The 22,089-nt window shown below is 65.9% G+C and carries 21 protein-coding genes; 9 read left to right on the top strand and 12 right to left on the bottom strand.

The genetic code is table 11. From position 1 onward, the window contains the following. Positions 1-42: 42 nt before the first annotated feature. The 6 genes from uxuA to WI560_RS05665 all read right to left on the bottom strand — a co-directional run bounded on the left by uxuA (position 43) and on the right by WI560_RS05665 (position 6,423). Complete coding sequence (gene uxuA, locus WI560_RS05690; protein ID WP_375307209.1) at positions 43-1,233, bottom strand: mannonate dehydratase; 1,191 nt, start codon at positions 1,231-1,233, stop codon at positions 43-45. A 14-nt stretch (positions 1,234-1,247) separates the two neighbouring features. Next, positions 1,248-2,297: an L-idonate 5-dehydrogenase gene (locus tag WI560_RS05685; protein ID WP_375307208.1), complete on the bottom strand. Its 1,050-nt coding sequence runs from the start codon at positions 2,295-2,297 to the stop codon at positions 1,248-1,250. Beyond that, on the bottom strand, positions 2,294-3,700 hold the full coding sequence (locus WI560_RS05680; RefSeq protein WP_257176874.1) for a TRAP transporter large permease: 1,407 nt from the start codon (positions 3,698-3,700) through the stop codon (positions 2,294-2,296). The genes WI560_RS05685 and WI560_RS05680 overlap by 4 nt, the downstream gene beginning before the upstream one ends. A 4-nt stretch (positions 3,701-3,704) precedes the next feature. Next, positions 3,705-4,283 carry a TRAP transporter small permease gene (locus WI560_RS05675; protein WP_257176873.1) on the bottom strand — a complete coding sequence of 193 codons (579 nt, stop codon included), beginning with the start codon at positions 4,281-4,283 and terminating at the stop codon, positions 3,705-3,707. 279 nt (positions 4,284-4,562) lie between these two features. Next, the gene (locus WI560_RS05670) at positions 4,563-5,528 is read right to left on the bottom strand and encodes a sialic acid TRAP transporter substrate-binding protein SiaP (RefSeq protein WP_375308781.1); all 966 of its coding nucleotides are present in this window, start codon (positions 5,526-5,528) and stop codon (positions 4,563-4,565) included. A gap of 82 nt (positions 5,529-5,610) precedes the next feature. Then, on the bottom strand, positions 5,611-6,423 hold the full coding sequence (locus WI560_RS05665) for a FadR/GntR family transcriptional regulator (RefSeq protein WP_375308780.1): 813 nt from the start codon (positions 6,421-6,423) through the stop codon (positions 5,611-5,613). A gap of 158 nt (positions 6,424-6,581) precedes the next feature. Between WI560_RS05665 and WI560_RS05660 the strand changes: the two genes are divergently transcribed. Both WI560_RS05660 and WI560_RS05655 read left to right on the top strand, forming a co-directional pair. Continuing rightward, positions 6,582-8,066 (top strand): mannitol dehydrogenase family protein, encoded by a 1,485-nt coding sequence (locus tag WI560_RS05660; protein WP_375307207.1) that lies wholly within the window; start codon positions 6,582-6,584, stop codon positions 8,064-8,066. A gap of 97 nt (positions 8,067-8,163) precedes the next feature. Then, positions 8,164-8,571: a nuclear transport factor 2 family protein gene (locus WI560_RS05655; protein ID WP_375307206.1), complete on the top strand. Its 408-nt coding sequence runs from the start codon at positions 8,164-8,166 to the stop codon at positions 8,569-8,571. 24 nt (positions 8,572-8,595) lie between these two features. Here WI560_RS05655 and WI560_RS05650 read toward each other — a convergent pair whose 3' ends face one another. Then, complete coding sequence (locus WI560_RS05650; RefSeq protein WP_375307205.1) at positions 8,596-9,351, bottom strand: HAD family hydrolase; 756 nt, start codon at positions 9,349-9,351, stop codon at positions 8,596-8,598. Positions 9,352-9,494: 143 nt separating this feature from the next. Between WI560_RS05650 and WI560_RS05645 the strand changes: the two genes are divergently transcribed. From WI560_RS05645 to WI560_RS05630, 4 genes are all read left to right on the top strand, one after another. Next, positions 9,495-10,343, top strand: a complete 849-nt coding sequence (locus tag WI560_RS05645) for an SDR family oxidoreductase (RefSeq protein WP_375307204.1) — start codon at positions 9,495-9,497, stop codon at positions 10,341-10,343. A gap of 117 nt (positions 10,344-10,460) precedes the next feature. Next, complete coding sequence (locus WI560_RS05640; RefSeq protein WP_375307203.1) at positions 10,461-11,729, top strand: serine hydrolase domain-containing protein; 1,269 nt, start codon at positions 10,461-10,463, stop codon at positions 11,727-11,729. Positions 11,730-12,059: 330 nt separating this feature from the next. Then, positions 12,060-12,638 carry a MarR family winged helix-turn-helix transcriptional regulator gene (locus tag WI560_RS05635; protein WP_375307202.1) on the top strand — a complete coding sequence of 193 codons (579 nt, stop codon included), beginning with the start codon at positions 12,060-12,062 and terminating at the stop codon, positions 12,636-12,638. Between the two features lie 132 nt (positions 12,639-12,770). Further along, a complete protein-coding gene (locus WI560_RS05630) occupies positions 12,771-13,835 on the top strand; it encodes a ketopantoate reductase family protein (protein WP_375307201.1) in 1,065 nt (354 codons plus the stop codon). 29 nt (positions 13,836-13,864) lie between these two features. Here the strand turns inward: WI560_RS05630 and WI560_RS05625 are convergent, their stop codons facing one another. Next, positions 13,865-14,449: a LysE family translocator gene (locus WI560_RS05625; RefSeq protein WP_375307200.1), complete on the bottom strand. Its 585-nt coding sequence runs from the start codon at positions 14,447-14,449 to the stop codon at positions 13,865-13,867. 251 nt (positions 14,450-14,700) lie between these two features. Between WI560_RS05625 and WI560_RS05620 the strand changes: the two genes are divergently transcribed. Beyond that, entirely contained in the window at positions 14,701-16,212 is a 1,512-nt protein-coding gene (locus WI560_RS05620; RefSeq protein WP_375307199.1) for a helicase HerA domain-containing protein, read from the top strand. A gap of 40 nt (positions 16,213-16,252) precedes the next feature. On the opposite strand, the gene WI560_RS05615 is transcribed toward WI560_RS05620, so the two are convergent. After that, positions 16,253-17,287, bottom strand: a complete 1,035-nt coding sequence (locus tag WI560_RS05615; protein WP_375307198.1) for a putative FMN-dependent luciferase-like monooxygenase — start codon at positions 17,285-17,287, stop codon at positions 16,253-16,255. A 408-nt stretch (positions 17,288-17,695) separates the two neighbouring features. Here WI560_RS05615 and WI560_RS05610 point away from each other — a divergent pair, with 408 nt between their 5' ends. Then, positions 17,696-19,483, top strand: coding sequence for a peptide ABC transporter substrate-binding protein (locus WI560_RS05610; protein WP_375307197.1), 1,788 nt, complete (start codon positions 17,696-17,698; stop codon positions 19,481-19,483). 531 nt (positions 19,484-20,014) lie between these two features. Here the strand turns inward: WI560_RS05610 and WI560_RS05605 are convergent. From WI560_RS05605 to WI560_RS05595, 3 genes are all read right to left on the bottom strand, one after another. Beyond that, entirely contained in the window at positions 20,015-20,356 is a 342-nt protein-coding gene (locus WI560_RS05605) for a DUF2934 domain-containing protein (protein WP_375307196.1), read from the bottom strand. 69 nt (positions 20,357-20,425) lie between these two features. Beyond that, a complete protein-coding gene (locus WI560_RS05600; RefSeq protein WP_375307195.1) occupies positions 20,426-20,611 on the bottom strand; it encodes a hypothetical protein in 186 nt (61 codons plus the stop codon). Beyond that, positions 20,608-20,769, bottom strand: coding sequence for a DUF2934 domain-containing protein (locus tag WI560_RS05595; protein WP_375307194.1), 162 nt, complete (start codon positions 20,767-20,769; stop codon positions 20,608-20,610). The genes WI560_RS05600 and WI560_RS05595 overlap by 4 nt, the downstream gene beginning before the upstream one ends. Before the next feature lie 329 nt (positions 20,770-21,098). On the opposite strand from WI560_RS05595, the gene WI560_RS05590 reads away from it, so the two are divergent. Beyond that, on the top strand, positions 21,099-22,040 hold the full coding sequence (locus WI560_RS05590) for a 1-phosphofructokinase family hexose kinase (RefSeq protein ID WP_375307193.1): 942 nt from the start codon (positions 21,099-21,101) through the stop codon (positions 22,038-22,040). The last annotated feature ends 49 nt before the right edge of the window (positions 22,041-22,089 follow it).

Below are 22,089 nucleotides of genomic sequence, written 5' to 3'. Positions count from 1 at the left end.
CCCGCAAGCGGGGAGAGGCGAAGAAGCACCCGCAGCACCGCTCTACCGATGCTCGATCGCGCGGATCGCGCCGCGCAGCTCGGCGAGACCGCGGAGGCGGCCGATGGCGGTGTAGCCGGGGTTGGTGCGCTTGGTGGCGGCGAGGTCGTCGAGCATGCGGTGGCCGTGATCGGGGCGGAACACGATCCTCTTGTCGGGCGCGCGCCGCGCGTTCTCCTTGAGCAGCGCCTTCAGCACCGCGACCATGTCGACGTCGCCGTCGAGATGATCGGACTCATAGAACGACAGCCCGTCGGCCTCGCGCTTGGTCGCGCGCAGATGGGCAAAGGCGATGCGCGGGCCGAAGCGCTCGGCCATTTCAGGCAGGTTGTTTTCCGCGCGCACGCCGAGCGAGCCGGTGCACAGGCAGATGCCGTTCGCCCTGGACGGCACCGCGTCGAACAGCGCCTGATAATCCTCGGCGCTGGAGGCAATGCGCGGCAGGCCGAACAACGGCCGCGGCGGATCGTCCGGATGCAGCGTCAGCGACACCCCGAGTTGCTCGGCCACCGGCGTCACGCGCGCCAGGAACTCGGCGAGATGCTGCCGCAGGATCCTTGGCGTGATATCGCGATACGTCTCCAGCCGGTCGCGGAATTGCGGGATGGTCATCGGCTCGGTGGTCGAGCCTGGCAGCGCGCTGGCGATCACCATGACGAGGTAATCGATATCGACCTGGCTCATCTGCTCGAACAGCGCCTTCGCGCGCGCCTGCTGTTCGGGCGAGTACTCCTGCACGGCCGCGGGACGCTTGAGGATGTGCAGCTCGAAGGCGGCGAAACGATCCTGGTCGAAGCGCATGGCGCGGGCGCCGTTCGGCAGCTCCCATTCGAGATCGGTGCGGCACCAATCGACCACAGGCATGAAATTGTAGCAGATGATCTTGATGCCGGCCGCCGCGACGGCTTCAAGGCTGGCGATCCAGGCCTCGATGGACCTGGCCGCCCTGGCTCCCAGGCGCTTGACGTCGTCGGGAATCGGAATCGATTCCACCACCGACCAGGTCAGCTGCGATCGCCCCGGTTGACCGCTCTCGATAAAATTCTTGCGCTCCTCGACCGCCTTGCGCGTCCAGGCCTCCCCGATCGGGACCTGATGCAGCGCCGAGACGATGTCGGTCGCCCCGGCCTGCCTGACGTCGTCAAGCGACACGGGATCATCAGGCCCGTACCAGCGCCATCCCTCTAGCATCACGGGTCTCCTCCCAATCAGGTCGCGGTCAGCACGACCTTGACGCTCTGCGAGCGGTCGAGGGCCAGCCGCAGCGCATCCGGCGCGGTCGCCAGCGGACGCTCGGCGGTGACCAGCGACAGCACGTCGACGCTGCCGTTTGAGATCAGCTCCACTGCCGTCATGAACTCGAAGCCGAAGCGGAACGAGCCGCGCAGGTCGATCTCCTTCGCCATCACCGCGTTCGACGGCGTCGGAATCTGGCCGCCCGGCAGATTGCCGATCTGCACCACGATGCCGCCGCGCCTGACGATGCCGATGGCGCTGGCAAGGCCGGCGGCGGTGCCCGACACCTCGAAGGCGACGTCGTATGGGCGCGAGGCCGCCTGCGCCTTCAGGCCCTCTTCCCCGCCCGAGACATTCTCGACATGCGAAGCGCCAAGCCGGGTTGCAAACGCCAGCGGCGCCGGTGCGATGTCGGCCACCGTGATGTCGGCCATGCCGGCGCGGCGCGCGGCCAGCATGGTCAGAAGCCCGATCGGTCCGGCACCGAAGATGATGCCGCGCTTGCCCTCGATATTGCCGGCGCGCGCGACCGCATGCAGGCAGACCGCGAGCGGCTCGGCCAGCGCGGCCGCCTGGTATGACACGTGGTCCGGGATCTTCACGCACTGCGCGGGGATCGCGTCGAAATAATTGGCAAAGCCGCCCTGCATGTGCGGCGTCTTCGAGGCCGAGCCCATGAAGTAGATGTTCTCGCACAGGTTCGGCCGGCCCTCGCGGCAGGCGACGCAACGGCCGCACCAGCGCGACGGGTTGACGGCGACGCGGTCGCCGACCTTCAGATTGGCGGCAGTGCCTGCGATCTCCACGACCTCGCCCGAGATCTCGTGGCCGAGCACCAGCGGCGACTTCACCACGAAATCGCCGGTCCGGGCATGGCGGAAATAGTGCATGTCCGAGCCGCAGATGCCGCCGGCGCCGAAGCGGATGCGCACCATGCCGTCGGCGAGCCTGTCGAGCGGCTGCTCGATCATGCGCAGATCTTCGGGACCGAACAGGGTTGCGGCGAGAGCGGTCGAGGTCATTTGGAGAGTCCCATGTATTTTGGCAGCCAGAGGGTCAGTTCAGGAATGAAGGTGATCGCGATCAGTCCCAGCATCAGCGGCACCAGCCAGGGCAGGATCGCCACCGTCGTGCGCTCGACCGAGAGTTTTGCGACACGCGCGAGCACGAACAGCACCATCCCGAGCGGCGGATGCAGCAGGCCGATCATCAGGTTCAGCGTCATGATCAGGCCGAAGTGAATGGGATCGATGCCGAGCTTGAGCACGATCGGCAGCAGGATCGGCACCAGGATGGTGATCGCCGCCGTGGTGTCGATGAAGCAGCCGACGAACAGGATCAGCACGTTGGCGAGCGCCAGGAACACCCATTTGTTCTGGGTGATGCTGAGCATCCAGTCCGACAGCATCTGCGCCGCCTGCGACACCGTGAGCAGCCAGGCGAAGATCGAGGCGGCGGTGACGATGAACAGCACCGAGGCCGTGGTCTCGATCGTGTCGAACGTCGCCTTCGCCACCGTCTGCAGCGTCATGGTGCGGTAGCGGACGAGGCCAAGGAACAGCGACCAGATCACCGCGGCAACGGCAGCTTCCGTCGGCGTGAACCAGCCGAGCGTCATGCCGCCGATCAGGATCACCGGCGCCATCAGCGCCATCACCGCCGAGAAGTCGAAATACCAGTCGATCGCCAGCAGCGTGCCGAGACCGATGACGACCGCCACGTTGATCGAGAGGCCGGCCATCACCATCAGCCAGATCGCCATCGGGAACGACAGTACGATCAATATCTCGAGGCCGGCCGAGCCGAGCTGCGGCCAGGAGAACGGCGTGTCGCTGCCCCATTTGTTCTTGTGCGCGAAATACGTGACGGTGATCATCATGAACAAGGTCAGGACGACGCCCGGAATGACGCCGCCGAGAAACAGCGCGCCGATCGAGACGTTCGCCATCATGCCGTAGATCACGAACGGCAGCGACGGCGGGATGATGGGCCCGAGCGTCGCCGAGGCCGCGGTGACGCCGACCGAGAACTCGGTCGAATAGCCGTGGTCCTTCATCGCCTTGATCTCGATGGTGCCGAGACCGGCGGCGTCCGCGATCGCGGTGCCGGACATGCCGGAGAAGATCACCGAGCCGATGATGTTGACGTGGCCGAGGCCGCCGCGCATCCACCCCACCAGCGCGACGGCGAACTTGTAGATGCGCCCGGTGACGCCGGCGATGTTCATGAGGTTGCCGGCGAGGATGAAGAACGGCACGGCGAGCAGGGGAAAGCTCTCGACGCCGGCGATCATGCGCTGCGCCAGCGTGACGTCGGGCGTCACCCCGCTGACCAGGATGTAGAGCAGCGACGAGGCGGCCATGGCGATCGCCACGGGAACGCCGAGCAGCATCAGAAGGAGAAAGCCTCCGAGCAACAGCAGCATGACGTTATATCTCCGACCCGTCGTAGGCACCGGGGCGTTCGAGGACCGAGTAACCCTGCCGCCAATGTTGCAGCGCCGCCTGCACGGAACGCAGGAACATCAGCACGAAGCCGAGCAGCACGAAGTAATAGACGTAGTTCTTGGGGAAATTGATCGTGGTCATCTGCTCGTCGCCGATGATCTGGATGTAGACCCAGACCAGCTTGATGGCGTAGCCGAAGAAGGCGATCCGGATCAGGTCGATCATCGTCGACAGCGCGCGCCCCACGCGCGGCGGCAGATAGCGGTAGAGAAGGTCGACCTGAATGTGCCGGGACAGCCGCACGCACATCGAAGCGCCGATGAAGACCACGCCGATCAGGCAATAGGTCGCGATCTCCTCGGTCCAGGCGTAGCTGTCGTTGAGCACGTAGCGGGTGAAGAACTGCAGGAAGACGGCGAGCGCCATCACCCAGAAGACCGCAAGCGCCACCCAATCCTCGAACGCGTAGATGCCGAGATCGACCTTCGGCGTCGCCTCCTCCTCGAAAGTATGGGCGATCTCCTCCGCGGTGATCTGCCGGTGGATTTCGGCGGTGGACATCAGGCTACCTCTCTCCAATCGTCGTTCCGGGGCTCGCGAAGCGAGAACCCGGAACCTCGAGATTCCGGGTTCGGTGCTCGGACCGTGCTGTGCACGGTCCTGCGCGCCGCCCCGGAATGACGAGTCAATTCTATTCCATCACTTTGCTCCGCTCCTCATCCTGAGGAGCTTGCGAAGCAAGCGTCTCGAAGGATGGCCCCGGGCGACATCGGGGCCTTCATGGTTCGAGACGCGCTTCGCGCTCCTCACCATGAGGGTCTTATGACGCTGCGAGCCGCGTCATTTCACCGCCTGGATCTTTTCCCAGTCGGCCTTGCGATAGCCGAAGGTCTCGAACGCGACGTTCTTCAGCACGGTGTCGCGGAATTCGTTCTTGTCGACCTCGGTGACGGTCAGGCCCTTGTCCTTGAAGAAGGCGACCAGCTTGGCCTCGTTCTGCTTGATCTCGCCGGTGGCCTTGGCGGCGGCTTCCTGCGCGACGTCGGTGAAGATCTTCTTGTCTTCGTCGCTGAGCTTCTTCCACAGGGCGCCGGCGACCACGGTGTTGAGGTGATCGACGATGTGGCCGGTCAGCACGATGTGCTTCTGCACCTCGTAGAACTTCTTGGCCTCGATCGTGGTCAGGGGATTCTCCTGCGCCTCGACGGTGCCGTTCTGGAGCGCGAGATAGACTTCGGCAAACGCGATCGGCGCGGTGTTGGCGCCGCAGGCGCGCGGCATCGCGAGATAGGCGGGCACGTCGGGCACGCGTATCTTCAGGCCCTTCATGTCGGCGCAGGTCTTGATCGGCTTGTTCGACGAGGTCTGCCGCACGCCGTAATAGGTCACCGCGACGATGTGGTGGCCGCTCTTGTCCTCGTAGCCCTTGACCAGCTCCTTGAAAATATCGCTCTTGGTATAGGCGAGCAGATGATCGGCATCGCGGAACGTGTAGGGATAATAGGTCACGCCGATCGGCGCGAAGCTCTTGGCCGCGAAGCTCGAGCCGGAGATGATGAGGTCGACCGAGCCGAGCGAGAGGCCCTGGTTGATGTCGGTCTCCTTGCCGAGCTGGGAGGCCGGATAGACATCGATCTGGTAGCGCCCGTTGGTGCGCTTGCCGATCTCCTGCGCGGCCCAGACCGAAGCGGTGTGGAACGGCTCCGAGGTCTCATAGACATGGGCCCATTTGAGCTTGGTCTGCGCCACGCTGGCACTGGTCGCAGCCAGCAGCGTAGCGGCGGAAATCATTGCTGCAATCGTCATCTTCTTCAACATCGACTTTTCCTCCATCGTTCAAGTCTGCTTCTTGTTCGCCCGCCCCGGCATGGATGCGGGCCGCACAATCTCATCGCGGCCGCGCGCTGCCGCCCGTGGCGCGCTTCTTCGGCGCAGGTTTTGGCTTTGACGACTTCGCCGCGGCGCGCACGGTCCGGCTCGCTCCCGGCGACGGCGCGGCCGCGTTCTCGGCACCGAAATTCTGCGCGAAGCGCTCCTGCGATCTCGCCAGGTGGACCCGCATCGCCTCGCGCGCGGCTGGCGGATCATGCGCCGCGATCGCCTCGCGCACGGCGCGATGCTCGTCGAGCGCGGTGCGCCAGGTGCCCGGGTTCTCGAAATAATGCGCGAGCTGCGCGAAATAGGGATTGAGGCGCTGGTCGAACAGCTCGCCGACCACGCGCACCAGCACGGCATTGCCGAGGCTGCCGGCGATCGCGACGTGGAATGCGCGGTCGTGAACCATGGAGGCTTCGCCGGGATGCTCGACTTTCTCCATCGCGAGCAGCGAGGCGTCGATGCGGGCGATGTCGTCCTTCGTCGCCACGCGCGCGGCCTCTTCGGCAATCGCGCTTTCCAGGAATTCGCGGGCGCGCAGCAGCTCGAACGGCCCCTCGATGACGGACGCGGCTGCCGGCGCGGCGATTGCGGCAGGCTCGATCACATAGATGCCGGAGCCGACGCGAATGCGCAGCCGCCCCTCGACCTCGAGCGCGATCAGGGCTTCGCGCACCGTGGGCCTGGACACCTTGAGCTGCTCGGCGAGCTCACGTTCGGTCGGCAAGCGGCTGCCGACCGCGTACTCGCCGCTGTCGATCAGGCTTCGCAATTGATCGGCGACCTGGCGATAGAGCCGTCTCGCCTCCACAGCTTCCAGCGGCACGCTGGTCCTCCCGAAAGGGGTCACGCGGGACTTTCCGACCGCGGCCCGCCAATTTTGGAAAATTGGCCTTACCAATTGACCAGAGCATTGACCCGATCCGGGCGCCATGTCAAGCAGCGGCAAAGCTCAAGCAGCGGCAAAGCAAAGGGGAGACGTCCATGCGCCCAGGTTCAGCGCGTCTTGCCAGGGCCAATCTCGACCGGCTGCCACCGGCCGTCCGCCGCCCGGCCTACGACCTCTCGCGCGTCACGCCCGGCATCGTGCATCTGGGTCTCGGCGCGTTTCATCGCGCGCATCAGGCCGTCGTCATCGACGATTGCCTTGCCACGGGCAGCCCGTCCTGGGGCATTGTCGGGGCGAGCCTGCGCAGCCCGGGCACGCGCGACGCCCTCGCCCCGCAGGATCATCTCTACACAATTGCCGTACGCGCCGCGGAGGGCACCGAGCATCGCGTCATCGGCGCGCTGCTCGACAGTGTCGTCGCACGCGAGAAGCCGGCGGCCCTGGTCGAACGGATGGCCGATCCCGCCACGCGCATCGTCTCGCTCACCGTCACCGAGAAGGGCTATTGCCACACGCCGCAGACCGGCGATCTCGACGAGCGGCACCCTGACGTCGTGCATGACCTGAACAATTTGGACGCGCCGCGATCGGCGCCCGGCTTCATCGTCGCGGCGCTGGCGCGGCGGCGCGCGCTCGGAGCCAAGGCCTTCACCGTGCTGTGCTGCGACAATCTCGCCGCCAATGGCCACACCGCACAGCGGATCGTGACGCAGTTCGCCGCGCTGCGCTCCAAGGATCTCGGCAAGTGGATCGCGGACAATGCCGCCTTCCCCTCGACCATGGTCGACCGTATCGTTCCTGAAACCACGGATGCCGACCGGGACGCGGTGTCATCCGCGCTGGGCCTGCGCGACGCCTGGCCCGTCATGACCGAGCCCTTCACGCAATGGGTGGTCGAGGACCGCTTCACGGCGGGTCGGCCCGATCTTGCCGCGGCCGGCGTCGAGCTCGTCAGCGACGTCAAGCCGTTCGAGCTGATGAAGCTGCGGCTGCTCAACGCCAGCCATTCGGCGCTGGCCTATCTCGGCTATCTCGCAGGCTACGAGACCATCGCCGACACCATGCAGGATCCGCATTTCGCGCGCCTCGCCGCGCAGGTGATGGAGCAGGCCGCGGCGACGCTGACGATGCCATCAGGCACGGATCTCGCCGCCTATCGCGCCTCGCTGCTGAATCGCTTCTCCAATCCGGCGCTGCATCACCGCACCTGGCAGATCGCGATGGACGGCTCGCAAAAGCTGCCGCAGCGCCTGCTCGGCACGATGCGGGACCGTCTCGCCAAGAACCTGCCGATCGCTACGCATGCGCTCGCGGTGGCCGGCTGGATGCGCTACGTCAGCGCAACGGACGAGCAGGGCCGCGCCATCGACGTGCGCGATCCGCTTGCCGCCGAGTTCGCACAGCTGGCGCGCGAGGCAGGGCCCGTCGCGGAGCGGCTCGCGCCGGCGCTGCTCGCCGTGGAGAAGGTGTTCGGGCCGCTCGGCGCGGAGCCGCGCCTGCGTGAGGCTGTCACCGCGGCCCTCGGCCGTCTCTACCGGGACGGCGCGCGGCGGGCGGTGGAGTCGCTGGTCTCGGCTTGAGCACAAGCGCACAATGCTGCACTGCGGTCCAAATTGAACGCCACGTCGAACGGAAGTCGCGCTTGATTTTTGTCTGTCGTTGCCCCACCCGGGAGTGATGGCAAAAGACAGCAAGATCATCGCCGCCAACGCGGCCTTCTACGCCGCGTTTTCAGCAGGCGACTTCGCCGGCATGGAACGGATGTGGGCGGATGACGACGGCATTTCCTGCATCCATCCCGGCTGGCCCGCGATCGTCGGCCGTGCCACGGTGATCGGAAGCTGGCGCGACATCCTGCAAAATCCAGAGCGGCCGCAGATCGCCTGCGCCGAGCCGCAGGCGATCGTCGACGGCGACAGCGCCCGCGTGCTCTGCATCGAGATCGTCGACGGCACCGCCTTGGCCGCCGCGAACCATTTCCGCCGCGTCGGCGACGATTGGCGCCTGGTGCATCACCAGTCGAGCCCGATCGCGCAGATTGTCGAGCAGGCTGAGGACGATAGGACGAGCCACCGGGTCCACTGACGGCGCCGGACAAGCGGGCGCGTTCTACTGTGCATGGGGTTGTTTTTCGGTTTCTTGCTTGGCGGCGTCGAGTTCCGACAGATCATCCAGCACGAACCGTGCCGCGCTGAAATCCTCGTCGCGGAAAAACATGCTGCGGGTGATCAGGACCGGAATGCCGGCGCGTGAGGCCGCGATCAGCCCGTTGGCGGAATCCTCAACGGCGACGCAGCCGGCCGCGCCCAGCTGCAGCCGCGCCAGCGTTTCGAGATAGACGTCCGGCGCGGGTTTCTTGTGCCTGACGTCGTCGCCGGCGACGATGGCATCGAACTCCGCCGCCCAGCGCGCCCCCAGCGCCTGCGACAACAGCGCATCGATGTTGCCGTGCGAGGTCGTGGTCGCGATCGCGAGCCGCTGGCCGCGTGCCTTCGAAGCGGCGAGCAGCTCGATCACGCCGGGCCTCAAGCGACAGCAGCCGGTCTCGACCATTTCGGCATAACGCGCGGTCTTGACGCGGTGAAGCGCGGCGATGTCCGCATCCGACAGCGGCGGGGCGATCGGCAGCCGCGCATGGTAGGCGCGCATGCGCTCCTTGCCGCCGGTCACCCGCAGCAGTTCCTTGTAGACGGCGCGGTCCCATTGCCAGTCGAGACCGTGGCGGGCGAAGGCATGGTTGAAGGCCTGCCGATGCAGCTCCTCGGTCTCGGCCAGGGTGCCGTCGACGTCGAAGATCAGCGCTGCCGCGCGCCGGATCAGCTCGCTGGCATTCGCCGGCGCCAAGGCGAGCGCTTCTGCCTGCATGATCGTGCCTCCCTGTGACAGCCGAACATCGCCCGCGACAGGAGGCGAGACAAATCGCAATATCTTTTGCCGGACCCAAAATCTCTTATGAGCGAAAGGCGCGCGACGGCGCGGACGGGAACTTCGAGCTTTCAGGGAGACCCATGCGCCTCTTCATTCTTGGCCTCGGCTACAGCGCCTTGCATTTCGTCCGCAAGCACGGCGACAGCTTCCCGCATCGCGCCGGGACCGTGCGCGATCCGGCGCAGCGGAACGACCTCTCCGGCATCGAGGTCCACGCCTTTTCCGGCAGCCCTCCGTCGCGCGAGACGGTCGAGCAGGTGCGCGACGCCGACGTGGTTCTGGTGTCGATCCCGCCCGGCAGCAGCGGCGATCCCGCCATCGCCGCGTTCGGCGACGTGCTGGCGGCGGGCCGCCGCAAGATCGTCTATCTCTCCACCATCGGCGTCTATGGCGACCATGGCGGCGGATGGGTCGACGAGAGCACCCCGCCGCAGGCCACGCTCGACCGCGCGCGCCTGCGGATTGCCGCCGAGCAGGCCTGGATGGACGTTGCGCACGGCAATGCCGCAATCCTGCGGCTTGCCGGCATCTATGGTCCCGGCCGCAATGCGCTGGCGACGCTGCGCGCGGGAACGGCGCGGCGCATCATCAAGCCCGGCCAGGTCTTCAACCGCATCCATGTTGACGATATCGCCAGCGCGATCATGGCCGCCATCCGCCACGAAAGCGGCGGCATCTGGAACGTCTGCGACGACGAGCCTGCGCCGCCGCAGGACGTGATCGCCTATGCCGCGACGCTGATGGGCGTGGCACCACCACCGGAAGAGGCGTTCGCGACGGCCGAGATGTCGCCGATGGCCCGCAGCTTCTATGCCAGCAGCGCCCGTGTCTCCAACGCGAAATTGAAGCGCGAGCTCGGCGTCGCGCTGGTCCATCCGACCTATCGGCACGGCCTCGATGCGCTGTGGCGCGCGGGCGAAGCACGATAGGTTCCGGCGCTCCCGGCGCCCCAGTCATGCCCCGCGCGTGCTTGACTTCGCGTCGATGCGGACGTGATCTAGGCCTCGAGTGGGCCACCGCGTAACGAGCTCGCCTGGGAGGACGCAATGATCAAGACGATCGCCATGATCGCGACGGCGGCTGCCGTCATCGCATTCGGCACGGCCAGCGCCGCGCCACTGCCCGAAGCCAATCCCGACGACGTCGGCTTTTCCAAGCAAGGCCTGGCACGCCTCGACAATTTCTTCGCGCGCGAGATCGCCGCCAAGCGCGTGCCCGGCGCCGTCGTCGCCATCGCGCGGGACGGCAAGCTGGTGCACTACAAGGCCTACGGCCTGCTCGATCCGGACAAGGGCACGCCGATGCCGGTCGATGCGATCTTCGCGCTGGCCTCGATGACCAAGCCGATGGCGGCGGTCGCGGGCCTGACGCTGATGGAGCAGGGACGGCTGCCGCTCCAGGCCAAGCTGTCCAATTACTATCCCGGCTTTGCCGACATGAAGGTCGGCGTGACCGGAGCCGACGGTTCGCTCAAGCTCGAGCCCCAGGCCTCGCCGATCTTCATCCACGATCTCTACCGGCACACGTCGGGCTTGATGTATGGCGGCCGGCCGGACTCGTCGAGCCCGGTGGCGCGGCAATACCCTGACGGCATTGCTCCGGCGATCGAAGGCGACACCCAGGCCTTCATCGACCGCATCACCAAGCTGCCGCTGGCGCAACAGCCCTCGACCGCGTTCGAATACGGCTTTTCGATCGACGTGCTCGGCGCGGTCGTCGAGAAGGTGAGCGAGCAGAAGCTCGGCGACTATCTCGCCGCCAATGTCTGGCAGCCGCTCGGCATGAAGGACGCGACCTTCCACCCGACCGATGCGCAGCGCCCTCGCCTCGCCCGCCCCTTCGCCAACGATCCGCTGACCGGCAAGCCGCAAGCCATCAAGCTGCTGGACACGCCGACCAAGTTCGACTGCGGCGGCGCCTGCGCGTTCGCCACGATCGGGGACTACCTCCGCTTCGGCCAGATGCTGCTCAACGGCGGCGAGCTCGACGGCCAGCGCATCCTTTCCCCGAAGACCGTGCATCACATGACGGCTAACCATCTCGGTCCCGAGATCAAGAACAACGTGGCCAAGGTCGAGCCGCATCGCGCCGGCTTCGGCTTCGGCCTTTCGGTCGCGGTCCGGACCAGCGAGGGGCTGTCGTCGGTCCCCGGCAACCCCGGCGAGTTCACTTGGAATGGTGCCTACGGAACGCAGTTCTTCTGCGATCCCAAGGAGCGTCTCGTCGTTGTGGTCGGAACGGCGGCGCCGGGCGAGCTCCGCAAATATTATCGCGAGCAAGTGCAGGACACCGTCTATGGCGCGATGACGAAGTGAGAGCGAGAAAGCTGCTGCCGACGAAGCCGTAGAGCTCGAACATGTTGCCCCGCTGCCGCCAATGCCGCACGTGTGCCCAATCACGTGCGAGCTGCCGTCATTTGATTGAAATCTTCAAAGAATTTGAGCTGTGCGATTTACTCGAACTTTCTTTGTGACGTCCTAGTTCCACGGCCGGAAGTTCCAATGGCGAGATTCTTCCCCACGCGCGGTACGCATCCGGCAACGGACGAACGGCGAGGCGGGACTTCATCTCGTCCACTCAGATTGCGCTCCAAAAGGCTCACAAAAGGCTCAATTGAATAGAGCTTTATCCGGCTTGGAATTGAAATGAATTTGGCTCGCGAATCGATTGCACTGCTGGAGCAGGCCGCAAGCATCCTGTGTTTCGAAGGCACCAGGCACGGCCTGCGCGACCGCGAGTGGATGGCGCTGCGGTTCCTCACCCGCGCCAACCGCTTCTCGCGGACACCTTCGGCGCTCGCAACTTATGTCGGCACCACGCGCGGCACCGCATCCTTCATCATCGGAGAGCTCGAGCGGCTCGGCTACCTCGAGCGGAAGCGCTCCGCCACCGACAAACGCTCGGTGATGTTGAGCGTGACGCAGCAGGGCAAGAAATTCCTGGTGCGCGATCCCGTCAACGTTCTGGTCGAGGCGATTGCCGGGCTCGACGACGAGGTCAAGATCCGCTTCCGCGACACGTTCCGGCAGGTGCTGGACCAGTCTGACACGGCCGAGCAGCAGCACCACACCGACGTCTGCAGGCGATGCATCTTTCTTCGGGAGGAGCGCACCGCCTCGGACAGCAAGGCGACGGCCGGGTTCAGCTGCCGCCTGTTCCGCTCGCCGATCGCGGAGGCGGAGGTCGATCTGCTCTGCACCAGCTTCGGGCATCACCGCCAATAGAAGCCGGCCTCAGCCGGCCTTGTATGCATTATCCCAGTTGCCATCCCCGCGCACTTCGCTTTACATGCCGGCAAACGCCCGCGAATGACGGCCGGGGCTGAAAAATCGCACAGATTGTCAAAGGGACGGAGCATGGCGCGCAACATATTGATTCTCGGGGCTTCTTACGGCTCCCTGCTGGGCACGAAGCTGCTGATGGCCGGGCACAACGTGACCCTGGTGTGCCGCGCCAAGACCGCGGAGCTGATCAATCGCGAAGGTACCGAGGTGCGCATCAAGTTGCGTGACGAGGCAGTTCACCGGGCGATCTTCTCGCGCGACCTTCCGGGCAAGCTCGACGCGGTGACCCCGCAGAATGTCGATCTCTCCCGCTACGATCTGGTCGGCCTTGCGATGCAGGAGCCGCAATACACCAACCACACCGTGCGCGTTCTCATGGTCAAGATCGCCGCGGCCAAGCTGCCGTGCCTGTCGATCATGAACATGCCGCCGCTGCCCTATCTGAAGCGGATTCCGGCGCTCGCCGACATGGATCTGGAAGAGGCCTACACCAACGCGCAGGTGTGGGAGCGGTTCGAGCCGGGGCTGGTGACGCTGTGCTCGCCCGACCCGCAGGCATTCCGCCCGCCGGAAGAAGCCGCCAACGTGCTGCATGTCGGCCTGCCCACCAACTTCAAGGCGTCGGTCTTTGCCGACGAGAAGCACAACAAGCTGCTGCGCGAACTCGAAGCCGACATCGATGCGGTGACGCTCGACGGCCACGACGTTCCGGTGAAGCTGAAAGTTTTCGATTCCCTGTTCGTACCGCTGGCGAAATGGTCGATGCTGCTGACCGGCAATTACCGCTGCATCACGCCGAACGAGCCGCAGTCGATCCGCGATGCCGTGCACGGCGACCTTAAGCGCTCGCAGACGATCTACGAGCATGTCGACGCGATCGCGCGCCGCCTCGGCGCCGATCCGCAGGACCAGGTGCCGTTCGCAAAATATGCCAAGGCCGCCGAGAGCCTGCTCAAGCCGTCATCGGCCGCGCGGGCGGTCGCAAGCGGCGCGCCCTTCATCGAACGCGTCGACCTCCTGGTGAAGCTGATCTCGCATCAACTCGGCGTGCCCAACGCCGAGATCGACCGCACGGTCGACACGGTGGACCAGAAGCTGAACGAGAAGATCGTGCAGGGCGGCTCCGGCGCGCAGTAAGCGAGCGCTCACGAGCGGGGCGTGGCGCTTCAGGCCGTCAGGAAGGATTGAAGCCAGATCAGGCCGGTCACGGCAACCAGCGTGACCGCGCCGATGCGCGTGACAAGGTGGGGATGCCCGAGACGACGGGCGCCACGGCCGAGCGTCGCGCCGAGGGCGATCCACGCGGCGCCGGCCGTGACAATCTGCAGCGCGATCGCGCCGAACCAGGGCAGCAATTCGAGCGGCGCAGCCTCGAGCGGCAGGAGCAGGAAAGCGAACACGAGCGCTTTCGGGTTCAGCAGCGTCGCAAGCAGCACCTGGCCGAACGTCACCGGTGCGCCATCGCGCAGCTCGCGCGTGTTGACCCGCCAGAGCATGAAGGCGAGGCAGAGGATATAGCAAGTCACCGCGACGCGAAGCACGAGCGCCGCGATCGGGATGTCGCCGACGATGGGGCCGAGCGTGAGCCGCAACAGGGCAATCGCCAGCAAATAGCCGCACAGTTCCGCAACGAGCAGATGAAGCGAGCGCGCAATGCCGATTCCCGCGCCCGATGTCGCGAGCAGGGTGTTGGTCGGCCCCGGTACGGCGAGCAGGAAATAGGTCGCTGCGAGGAAAGTCAGGAAGCTCATGCGCCTGACTACCAGGCTTGCGGCCAGGCTGGTTTGATCTTCATCAGCGAATCCGGTCGTCAAAAGCCCGGAATCGGCCCCAAGCTACCGATATGCCCGCGAACCCCTATCGTCCCACACTCCTACGGCACATCGGATCGGACCGGAACGCCGCCGTGGGCAACGCGGATGATCAAGCCCGTGCCGCTCGACGCGCCGCGATGGGATTGATAAGCCGCTGTCCGCGAATGACGAGGACTTGAGTCGGGGACATGACGGTTGCGATCGAGATGGGGCAGACCACGGCGGGCGCCGTGGCCGCCATGGACCTCGAGGAACTCTTGGCGACCCGCCTCCTCGTGCAGGGCAATTCCGGTTCCGGCAAATCGCACTTGCTGCGGCGGCTGTTGGAACAGAGTGCGCCCTGGGTGCAGCAGGCCATCATCGACCCCGAAGGCGATTTCGTCACGCTGGCCGAGCGCTTCGGCCATCTGGTGATCGAGGCCGAGGATCACACCGAGCGCGGCCTTCAGGTTGCCGGCGAACGCGCGCGGCTGCATCGCGTCTCCACCGTGCTCAATCTCGAAGGTCTCGACGCCGAGAACCAGATGCGACGCGCCGCCGCGTTTCTCGGCGGCCTGTTCGACGTCGACCGCGACCATTGGTATCCGATGCTCGTGGTCGTGGACGAGGCGCAGCTGTTCGCGCCGGCGGTGGCGGGCGAAGTCTCGGACGAAGCGCGAAAGCTCTCGCTCGGCGCCATGACCAACCTGATGTGCCGCGGCCGCAAGCGTGGCCTCGCCGGCATCATCGCGACGCAACGCTTGGCGAAGCTCGCCAAGAACGTCGCGGCCGAAGCCTCCAATTTCCTGATGGGCCGGACCTTCCTCGACATCGACATGGCGCGCGCCGCCGACCTGCTCGGCATGGAGCGGCGGCAGGCCGAAGCGTTTCGCGATCTCGAGCGCGGGCAGTTCATGGCGCTCGGACCTGCGCTGTCGCGCCGTCCGCTGCGTCTCAACATCGGCCCGACCGACACCTCTCCGCGCAACTCGACGCCGCGCCTGATGCCGCTGCCGGAAGCGACGCTGGAGGATGCGCGCGCCGTGATCCTGGCCGCGCCGCCGCCCGATGCCAGCCGGCCGCAGCGCCGGCCGGCGCCGGATCTGCTGGAACAGCTTCGTGCCGCGAAGGCCGCCGCCCCGGTGATCCAGCCAGAAGTGGTCGAGGTGCCGGTCAGTGCCGAGGAGCTCGCCGAGCGGCGCGAGCGCGTGGATCGTACGCTGCGGGCCGTGCTCGCCGCGCCCGACGCGGGCTTCCGTGCCATCGGCGTGCTCTACCAGGAGTTCGTGGTCCGCTGCCGCATCGAGGGCCTCGGCTCGGCGGTGCCCGATCTCAACGAGTTTCGCCGCATGCTGACGCATGCGCGCGCCGGGCTCGGCACCGATCTCACCGAAGACGACGCCTGGCAGGACGTGTCGCTGCGCGCGTCCATTCTGCCTGAGGACATGCAGGGCGTGTTCATGATGATCGCACGCGCGGCCAAGGAAGGCTGGCCCTGCCCCGGCGACGCCGCGATCGCGCGGGCCTACGGCTCGCATTCGCTGCGCCGGGCGCAGCGGCTGCTCGGCTACATGGAGGAGCAGGGCCTGATCGTGGTCCAGCTCGACGGCGGCGGCCGCCGTATCGTGACGCTGGTGGAGCTGGCCTGGGCCACCGCGCCGGGCGACCCCAACGGCGATGATCTGCCGGCCGCGCCGGTCGCGCGAGCAGCGTCGGCCTGATACGAGATAATTTGGTGCAACGCGAGCACATCCATTCCGGCTAGACCGCCAGCGCCACTTCGCCCGCCGTCCGGGTCCAGCCCAGCGCCGGCGCGACCTTCTCGGCGACCAGCTCGATCGAGCGCAGGACGTAAGGGTGCGGCGCATCGACCGAATGCACCTGGAACACGAGATCGGTCACCCGCTCAAGCGTCGCATCGGCCCGCAGCGAGGCGATGACGTGATCGGCATTGCCGACATGGGTGTCGAACGCCGCGATCATCTCCTCCAGTGTCTCGCCCGGCTTGGCGTGACCGCCCTGCAGGAATTGCGGCAGCGCGCGGCGCAGACCAATGTCTGCGAGCCGCATTGCCTCTCGATGATCGTCGGCGACGAAGACGCTGCGTGAGGCCATGATGCGCGGCTCAGTCCCCTTGGGCAGCGCGTCCAGATAGGCATCGATCACCGGGTTCTGGATCTCGGCGAGGGTCGCGTTTGGCGCATCCTTGCTCCGCGGCTGGGTGCGCGAGAGCAACAGGCCATCGCCGGCCTTGCCGGCGCGCGCCCCGCCGGCCACCGAGAAGGTCGCCTGCCAGATCCGCTTGTCCAGTTGCGGCCGCTGAGGATAGATCGTGTCGCCGCCCGCGAGTGGCTTGCCGACCAACGCGGTGCGGACGACCTCGAGATTGCGGGCAAAGATCTCGTTGCGCTGGGCGCTGTCGAGGCCGAAGGCGGCGAACGCCGAGGGATTGCCGCCGGTGCCGACGCCGAGCTCGAAGCGCCCGTTGCAGAGGAGATCGAGCACCGCGGCGTCCTCCGCTACCCGCACCGCATTCTCCAGCGGCAGCGTGACGATGCCGGTGCCGAGGCGGATGCGCGAGGTCTGCGCCGCGACGTAGCCGAGGAAGGTGAATGGCGACGGCAGGCCGCCCTCACGCTCGTGGAAATGATGCTGCGCGATCCACGCGGCATCGAGGCCCGCCTTCTCAGCGTGCACGATCTGCTCGGCCGCGAAGCGGTAGCGGTCCGCCGGCGGAGCCTCGTCAAGCAGCCGCGTGAAGAATCCCAGGCGTTTCAGGTTTGCAAAGCGTTTCATGCGACCCCTGTCGGACGAGGATGGTCCAGCGCCCGATGATGTCGGTAGCCGCGGCTCGAGACAAGCGGACATTGCGCAGAACTCAAATGTAGGGCTCATCCGCGAGGCGCATATAGAAAGCCTGCCCGCCGGGACCGCCCTGCGCCGGGCTTTCGGCAGACCGCCTACCAGCTCGGCAGCACCGCGCCGGGAGTGACCGCGTTAGGGTTGCGGCGCGGCCTTAGAATTTCCCCAGGTTCACATGAGTTCGCACTGGATCGTCGCCTGGTTTCTCGGGCGCCGGTCCAGGTCCCGGCCCTCCACGTCGTCATTTCGTCGCAGGGCAGCCCTGCCGGCATTGCGCCTCGCGCCCGATGCAACATGATGGTTGCCAGCGACGATTTGTCTTCGAGGTGGAGGGGTCATCTGATGAACGAGAACGAAATCCGGGGTCTGGTCGGACAGGTAAAGCAAGGCACGCTGTCGCGACGATCGTTCATGCAAAAGGTGGCCGCGCTCGGAATCGCGGCGCCGATCGCGAGCCAGATCCTGGTCTGGCACGACGTCGCGATGGCGGATGCCACGCTGCCGTACAAGCCGACCAAGGCCGGCGGCGGCGGCCCGCTGAAGCTGCTGTTCTGGCAGGCTCCGACCCTGCTCAATCCGCATTTCGCGATCGGCACCAAGGACCAGATGGCCTCGCGCGTGTTCTTCGAGCCGCTCGCCGGCTGGGACAGGGAAGGCAATTTGGTCCCCTGCCTCGCCGCCGAAGTCCCGACCAAGCAGAACGGCGGCCTTGCCGCCGACGGCACGAGCGTGATCTGGAAGCTGAAGCAGGGCGTCAAATGGCATGACGGCAAGCCCTTCACCGCCGACGACGTCGTCTTCACCTGGGTTTACGCCGCCGATCTCGCGACGGCCGCCTACACCACCGGATCCTACAAGGACATCAAGGTCGACAAGATCGACGACCATACGGTCAAGGTGACCTTCAAGGCGCCGACGCCGTTCTGGGCCGACCCGTTCGTCGGCTCGGTCGGCCCGATCCTGCCAAAACATCATTTCGGCGATTATGCCGGCGCCAAGTCGCGCGAGGCGCCGGCCAATCTGAAACCGGTCGGCACCGGGCCCTACAAATTCGTCGAGTTCAAGCCCGGCGACCTGATCCGCGCCGAACGCAATCCCGACTATCACATCAAGAACCAGCCGCATTTCGACACGCTCGAAATCAAAGGCGGCGGCGATGCGGTGTCGGCGGCGCGCGCCGTGCTGCAGACCGGCGAATATGACTTCGCCTGGAACATGCAGGTGGAGGAGGAGGTCCTCAAGCGCATGGAGGCGAGCGGCAAGGGCAAGCTCGACATCACACCCTCCGGCAACGTCGAGTTCATCATCCTCAACACGACCGACCCGTGGACCGAGGTCGACGGTGAGCGTTCGAACGCCAAGACCAAGCATCCGACGCTGTCCGACCCGGCCGTGCGCCGGGCGATCAACCTGCTGATCGACCGCGATTCGATCCAGAAATACATCTACGGCCGCGGCGGCATCGCCACCGCGAGCTTCGTCAACGCACCCAAGCAGTTCAAGTCGCCCAAGCTGAAATACGAGTTCAGCATCGACAAGGCCAACAAGGTGCTCGACGAGGCCGGCTGGAAGAAAGGCGCGGACGGCATCCGTGAGAAGGACGGCAAGAGGCTCAAATACGTGTTCCAGACCTCGACCAACGCGCCGCGCCAGAAGACTCAGGCCATCATCAAGCAGGCCTGCGAGAAGGCCGGCATCGAGATCGAGATCAAGGCGGTCACCGCCTCGGTGTTCTTCTCCTCGGACGTCGGCAACCCCGACACCTACTCGAAATTCTATGCCGACATGGAGATGTACAACACCACGCAGCCGCAGCCCGATCCGGAGCGCTTCCTGAACCAGTGCGTCTCCTGGGAGATCGCCAGCAAGGAGAACAAATGGCTCGGCCGCAACATCTCGCGCTGGTCGGATCCCGAAGCCGACAAGGCCTACAAGGCCGCGCAGAACGAGCTCGATCCGGCCAAGCGCGCCGCGCTGCTGATCAAGGTCGACGAGATCTTCTGCGAGGCACATGTGTTCCTGCCGCTGCTCTCTCGCAACGTCGTCAACGCCCACGTCAACAACCTCATGGTCGACATGTCAGGGTGGGACGTCACGACGTGGAATCTGGCGGCGTGGTATCGGGTGTAGTCCGCTGTCCGGGACAAGCCGCAACGCGCATAGCGCATCGAAGACGCGCGTGAACGCGCTTATGGCGTTGCGGCGCCGAGCCCGGGACCCGGAAGCCGATACGGTACAATGCCGCGACATGGGCCCCGGCTCAGCAGCGCACCGTCGAAGTGACGCTGCGCTGCGTCCGGGGCACGAGAGCGGGATGTAGCGCTCGCCGCCTCCACATCGTCATTGCGAAGCAATCCATATTGCCGCCGCTGGCAGCCATCATACTTTTTCCATTGTGTGCTTCAGGTCACAGGCGAATCATGCGCCGTGGCCTACAAACATCGTGCATGGCCGCAAACAAGGTAACGGCGGTACGCGTGAGCTGCGGAGGCAATCAACAGCTACGGACTTTTCAAGGCCGCCAGGGTGAAGAGCCGGGCGGCCTTTTCTTCGTTGCAGCGCCGCACTGTTGCAACGCAGCACCGAAAATGCGGACACCAGTCAAGCCTGGGCCTGATGACTTCGCAAGAATCCGGTGATCGAGCCGGATCGGGCTCGCTGCTATCGCTTCGAGGACGCGTCGGAACCCTTCCGTTCCTCGCGCTCGTCCTCGATCTGCCGTTCCGCTTCGAGCCAGAACTCCAGCTCGCGACCGGCCGGCCGTCCAGCCTGCTCCCAGAGCTCGTAGGCGCGCGCGCGCACCTTGCCGCGCCGCATCATGCGCCGGAGCTTTCGCTTCAGCTCCTCGGCAAAGCTTCGGAAGCGCTGCCCGGTGGTTTCGTCCCTGACGAGCGCGGCCGCTCGCGTTGCGAATTCGATCTGGTGCTCTAGCTTCTTCTGCTCGTCCACCGCCGACACTGCCGTGGGAAATGAATATTCTTCGAGCCCGTGCTGTTCAGACACTGAATGCCTGTCCGGGATGGTCTGTTCCCCGAGACGCAGCTCGCATCGTGGGAAATGTGCCGACCCGGTTCAGTGCCACGTCGTGTCCGCTTCGACGATCACCACGCGTATCTCCGGATCTTCGGTCGTGTTGCAGGTGCAGGGCATGCCCTCGCCGCAGCGGCAGCCGCCGAGCTGTTCGCTCCAGGCCCGGAGCGGATGATTTTCGCAGACCCATCCCAGACCCCGGCAGAATGGGCAGGTCTTGGCGGTCACAACGTGTCCGGCGTCCGCAACGTGTTGGACTTGTCCTCGTTGCGCAGGTCCTGCTCGGCGGCCTGCCAAAACTCGTCGTCGCGGCCTTCAGGCTTGCCGGCCTGCTCCCACAGGCGGTGCGCGCGTTCTCTGATCTCTTGCTCGGTCGGGTCGGACATGGTGTCTCCTCTGGTGACGCACGGCCCACCCTGGGGGGCATGGGGGCTTTGGAGGCGGGCCGTGCAGGCCAGCAATCGACGGCGACTCTGGCCCGCTGATTCAAGCGCCGGGCGTGCCCGGGGTTCCTAGTCGCGCCTTGCGGCAAAGACTCCTCGGTTCGATTCTTCAACCGACCGACGGCGCAACATCGGCCTTGATCCAGATTAAACTGGCGCTGCCCTGCCGGGATATCCTGCCAAGCTAGTTGAAGGCAGATGAGCGCTCCAGGCTGGCCCATCCCCATCATTGCGGGACGATATTCTGACTCCAAGTGGATACAGACAAGGTCATGCCGGACATCGCCACCGTCACGATCAATCCCGCGGTCGATGTGTCGACTTCGGTCGAAAAGATCGTTCCCGTCGCGAAGCTGCGCGGCACCTCGCAGCGGCGCGACCCTGGCGGCGGCGGCATCAATGTCGCGCGCGTGATCAAGCGGCTCGGCGGCCGCGGCGTGCGCGCCATCTATCCGGTGGGCGGCGGGACGGGCGATCTGCTGCGCCGCCTGCTCGACGCGGAGAGCGTTGACAGCCAGACCTTCCCGATCGCGGGGGAGACGCGGGAGGATTTCTTTGTCCACGAGCAGTCAACTGCTTTGCAATACCGCTTCATCCTTCCGGGGCCGACACTCACTGACCGCGAATGGTCGGAGTTCCTGCAGCTGGTCGCCTCGCTCGATCCTTTTCCCCGAATAGTGGTCGCAAGCGGCAGCTTGCCGGGCGGAGTGCCCGACGATTTCTATGCGCGCCTGGCGGCGATCACCAAGCGGCGTGGATCCCAGATCATTCTCGACACGTCAGGCGCGGCGCTTGCCGCGGCAGTCGCCGAAGGCGTCGACCTGATCAAGCCAAACTTGCGCGAGATGCGTGAATTGACGGGAACGGAACCTCAGGACGCCGGTGAATGGGTGGCGGCCGCCCGACGCATCGTCGAGACGCGGCAAGCGTCGATCGTCGCGCTGACCATGGGACATCTCGGCGCGGCGCTGGTGACCCGGGACCGCACATGGCAAGCGAAGTCTCTGCCGATCAAGCCGCTGAGCGCCGTCGGGGCCGGTGACAGTTTTCTCGGCGCGCTGGTGCTGCGGCTCGCCGCCGGCACCGATCTTGGCGCCGCCTTCCGCTACGCCATGGCAGCGGGCGCCGCTGCCCTGCTCCATCCCGGCACCGAGCTGTGCCGGACCGCGGATGTCGAGCGGCTGGCCGAGCAGGTGGTGATCGAGGAAACCTAGCTAACGCCGCCATTGATCTTTCGCAACACCGTACACCTCGCCTCCCGCC

This window comes from Bradyrhizobium sp. A11, from assembly GCF_042077125.1.
Taxonomy (GTDB): domain Bacteria; phylum Pseudomonadota; class Alphaproteobacteria; order Rhizobiales; family Xanthobacteraceae; genus Bradyrhizobium; species Bradyrhizobium japonicum_B.
The sequence above is the reverse complement of the archived record's forward strand: the minus strand, read 5'-3'. Positions and strand labels throughout refer to the sequence as shown.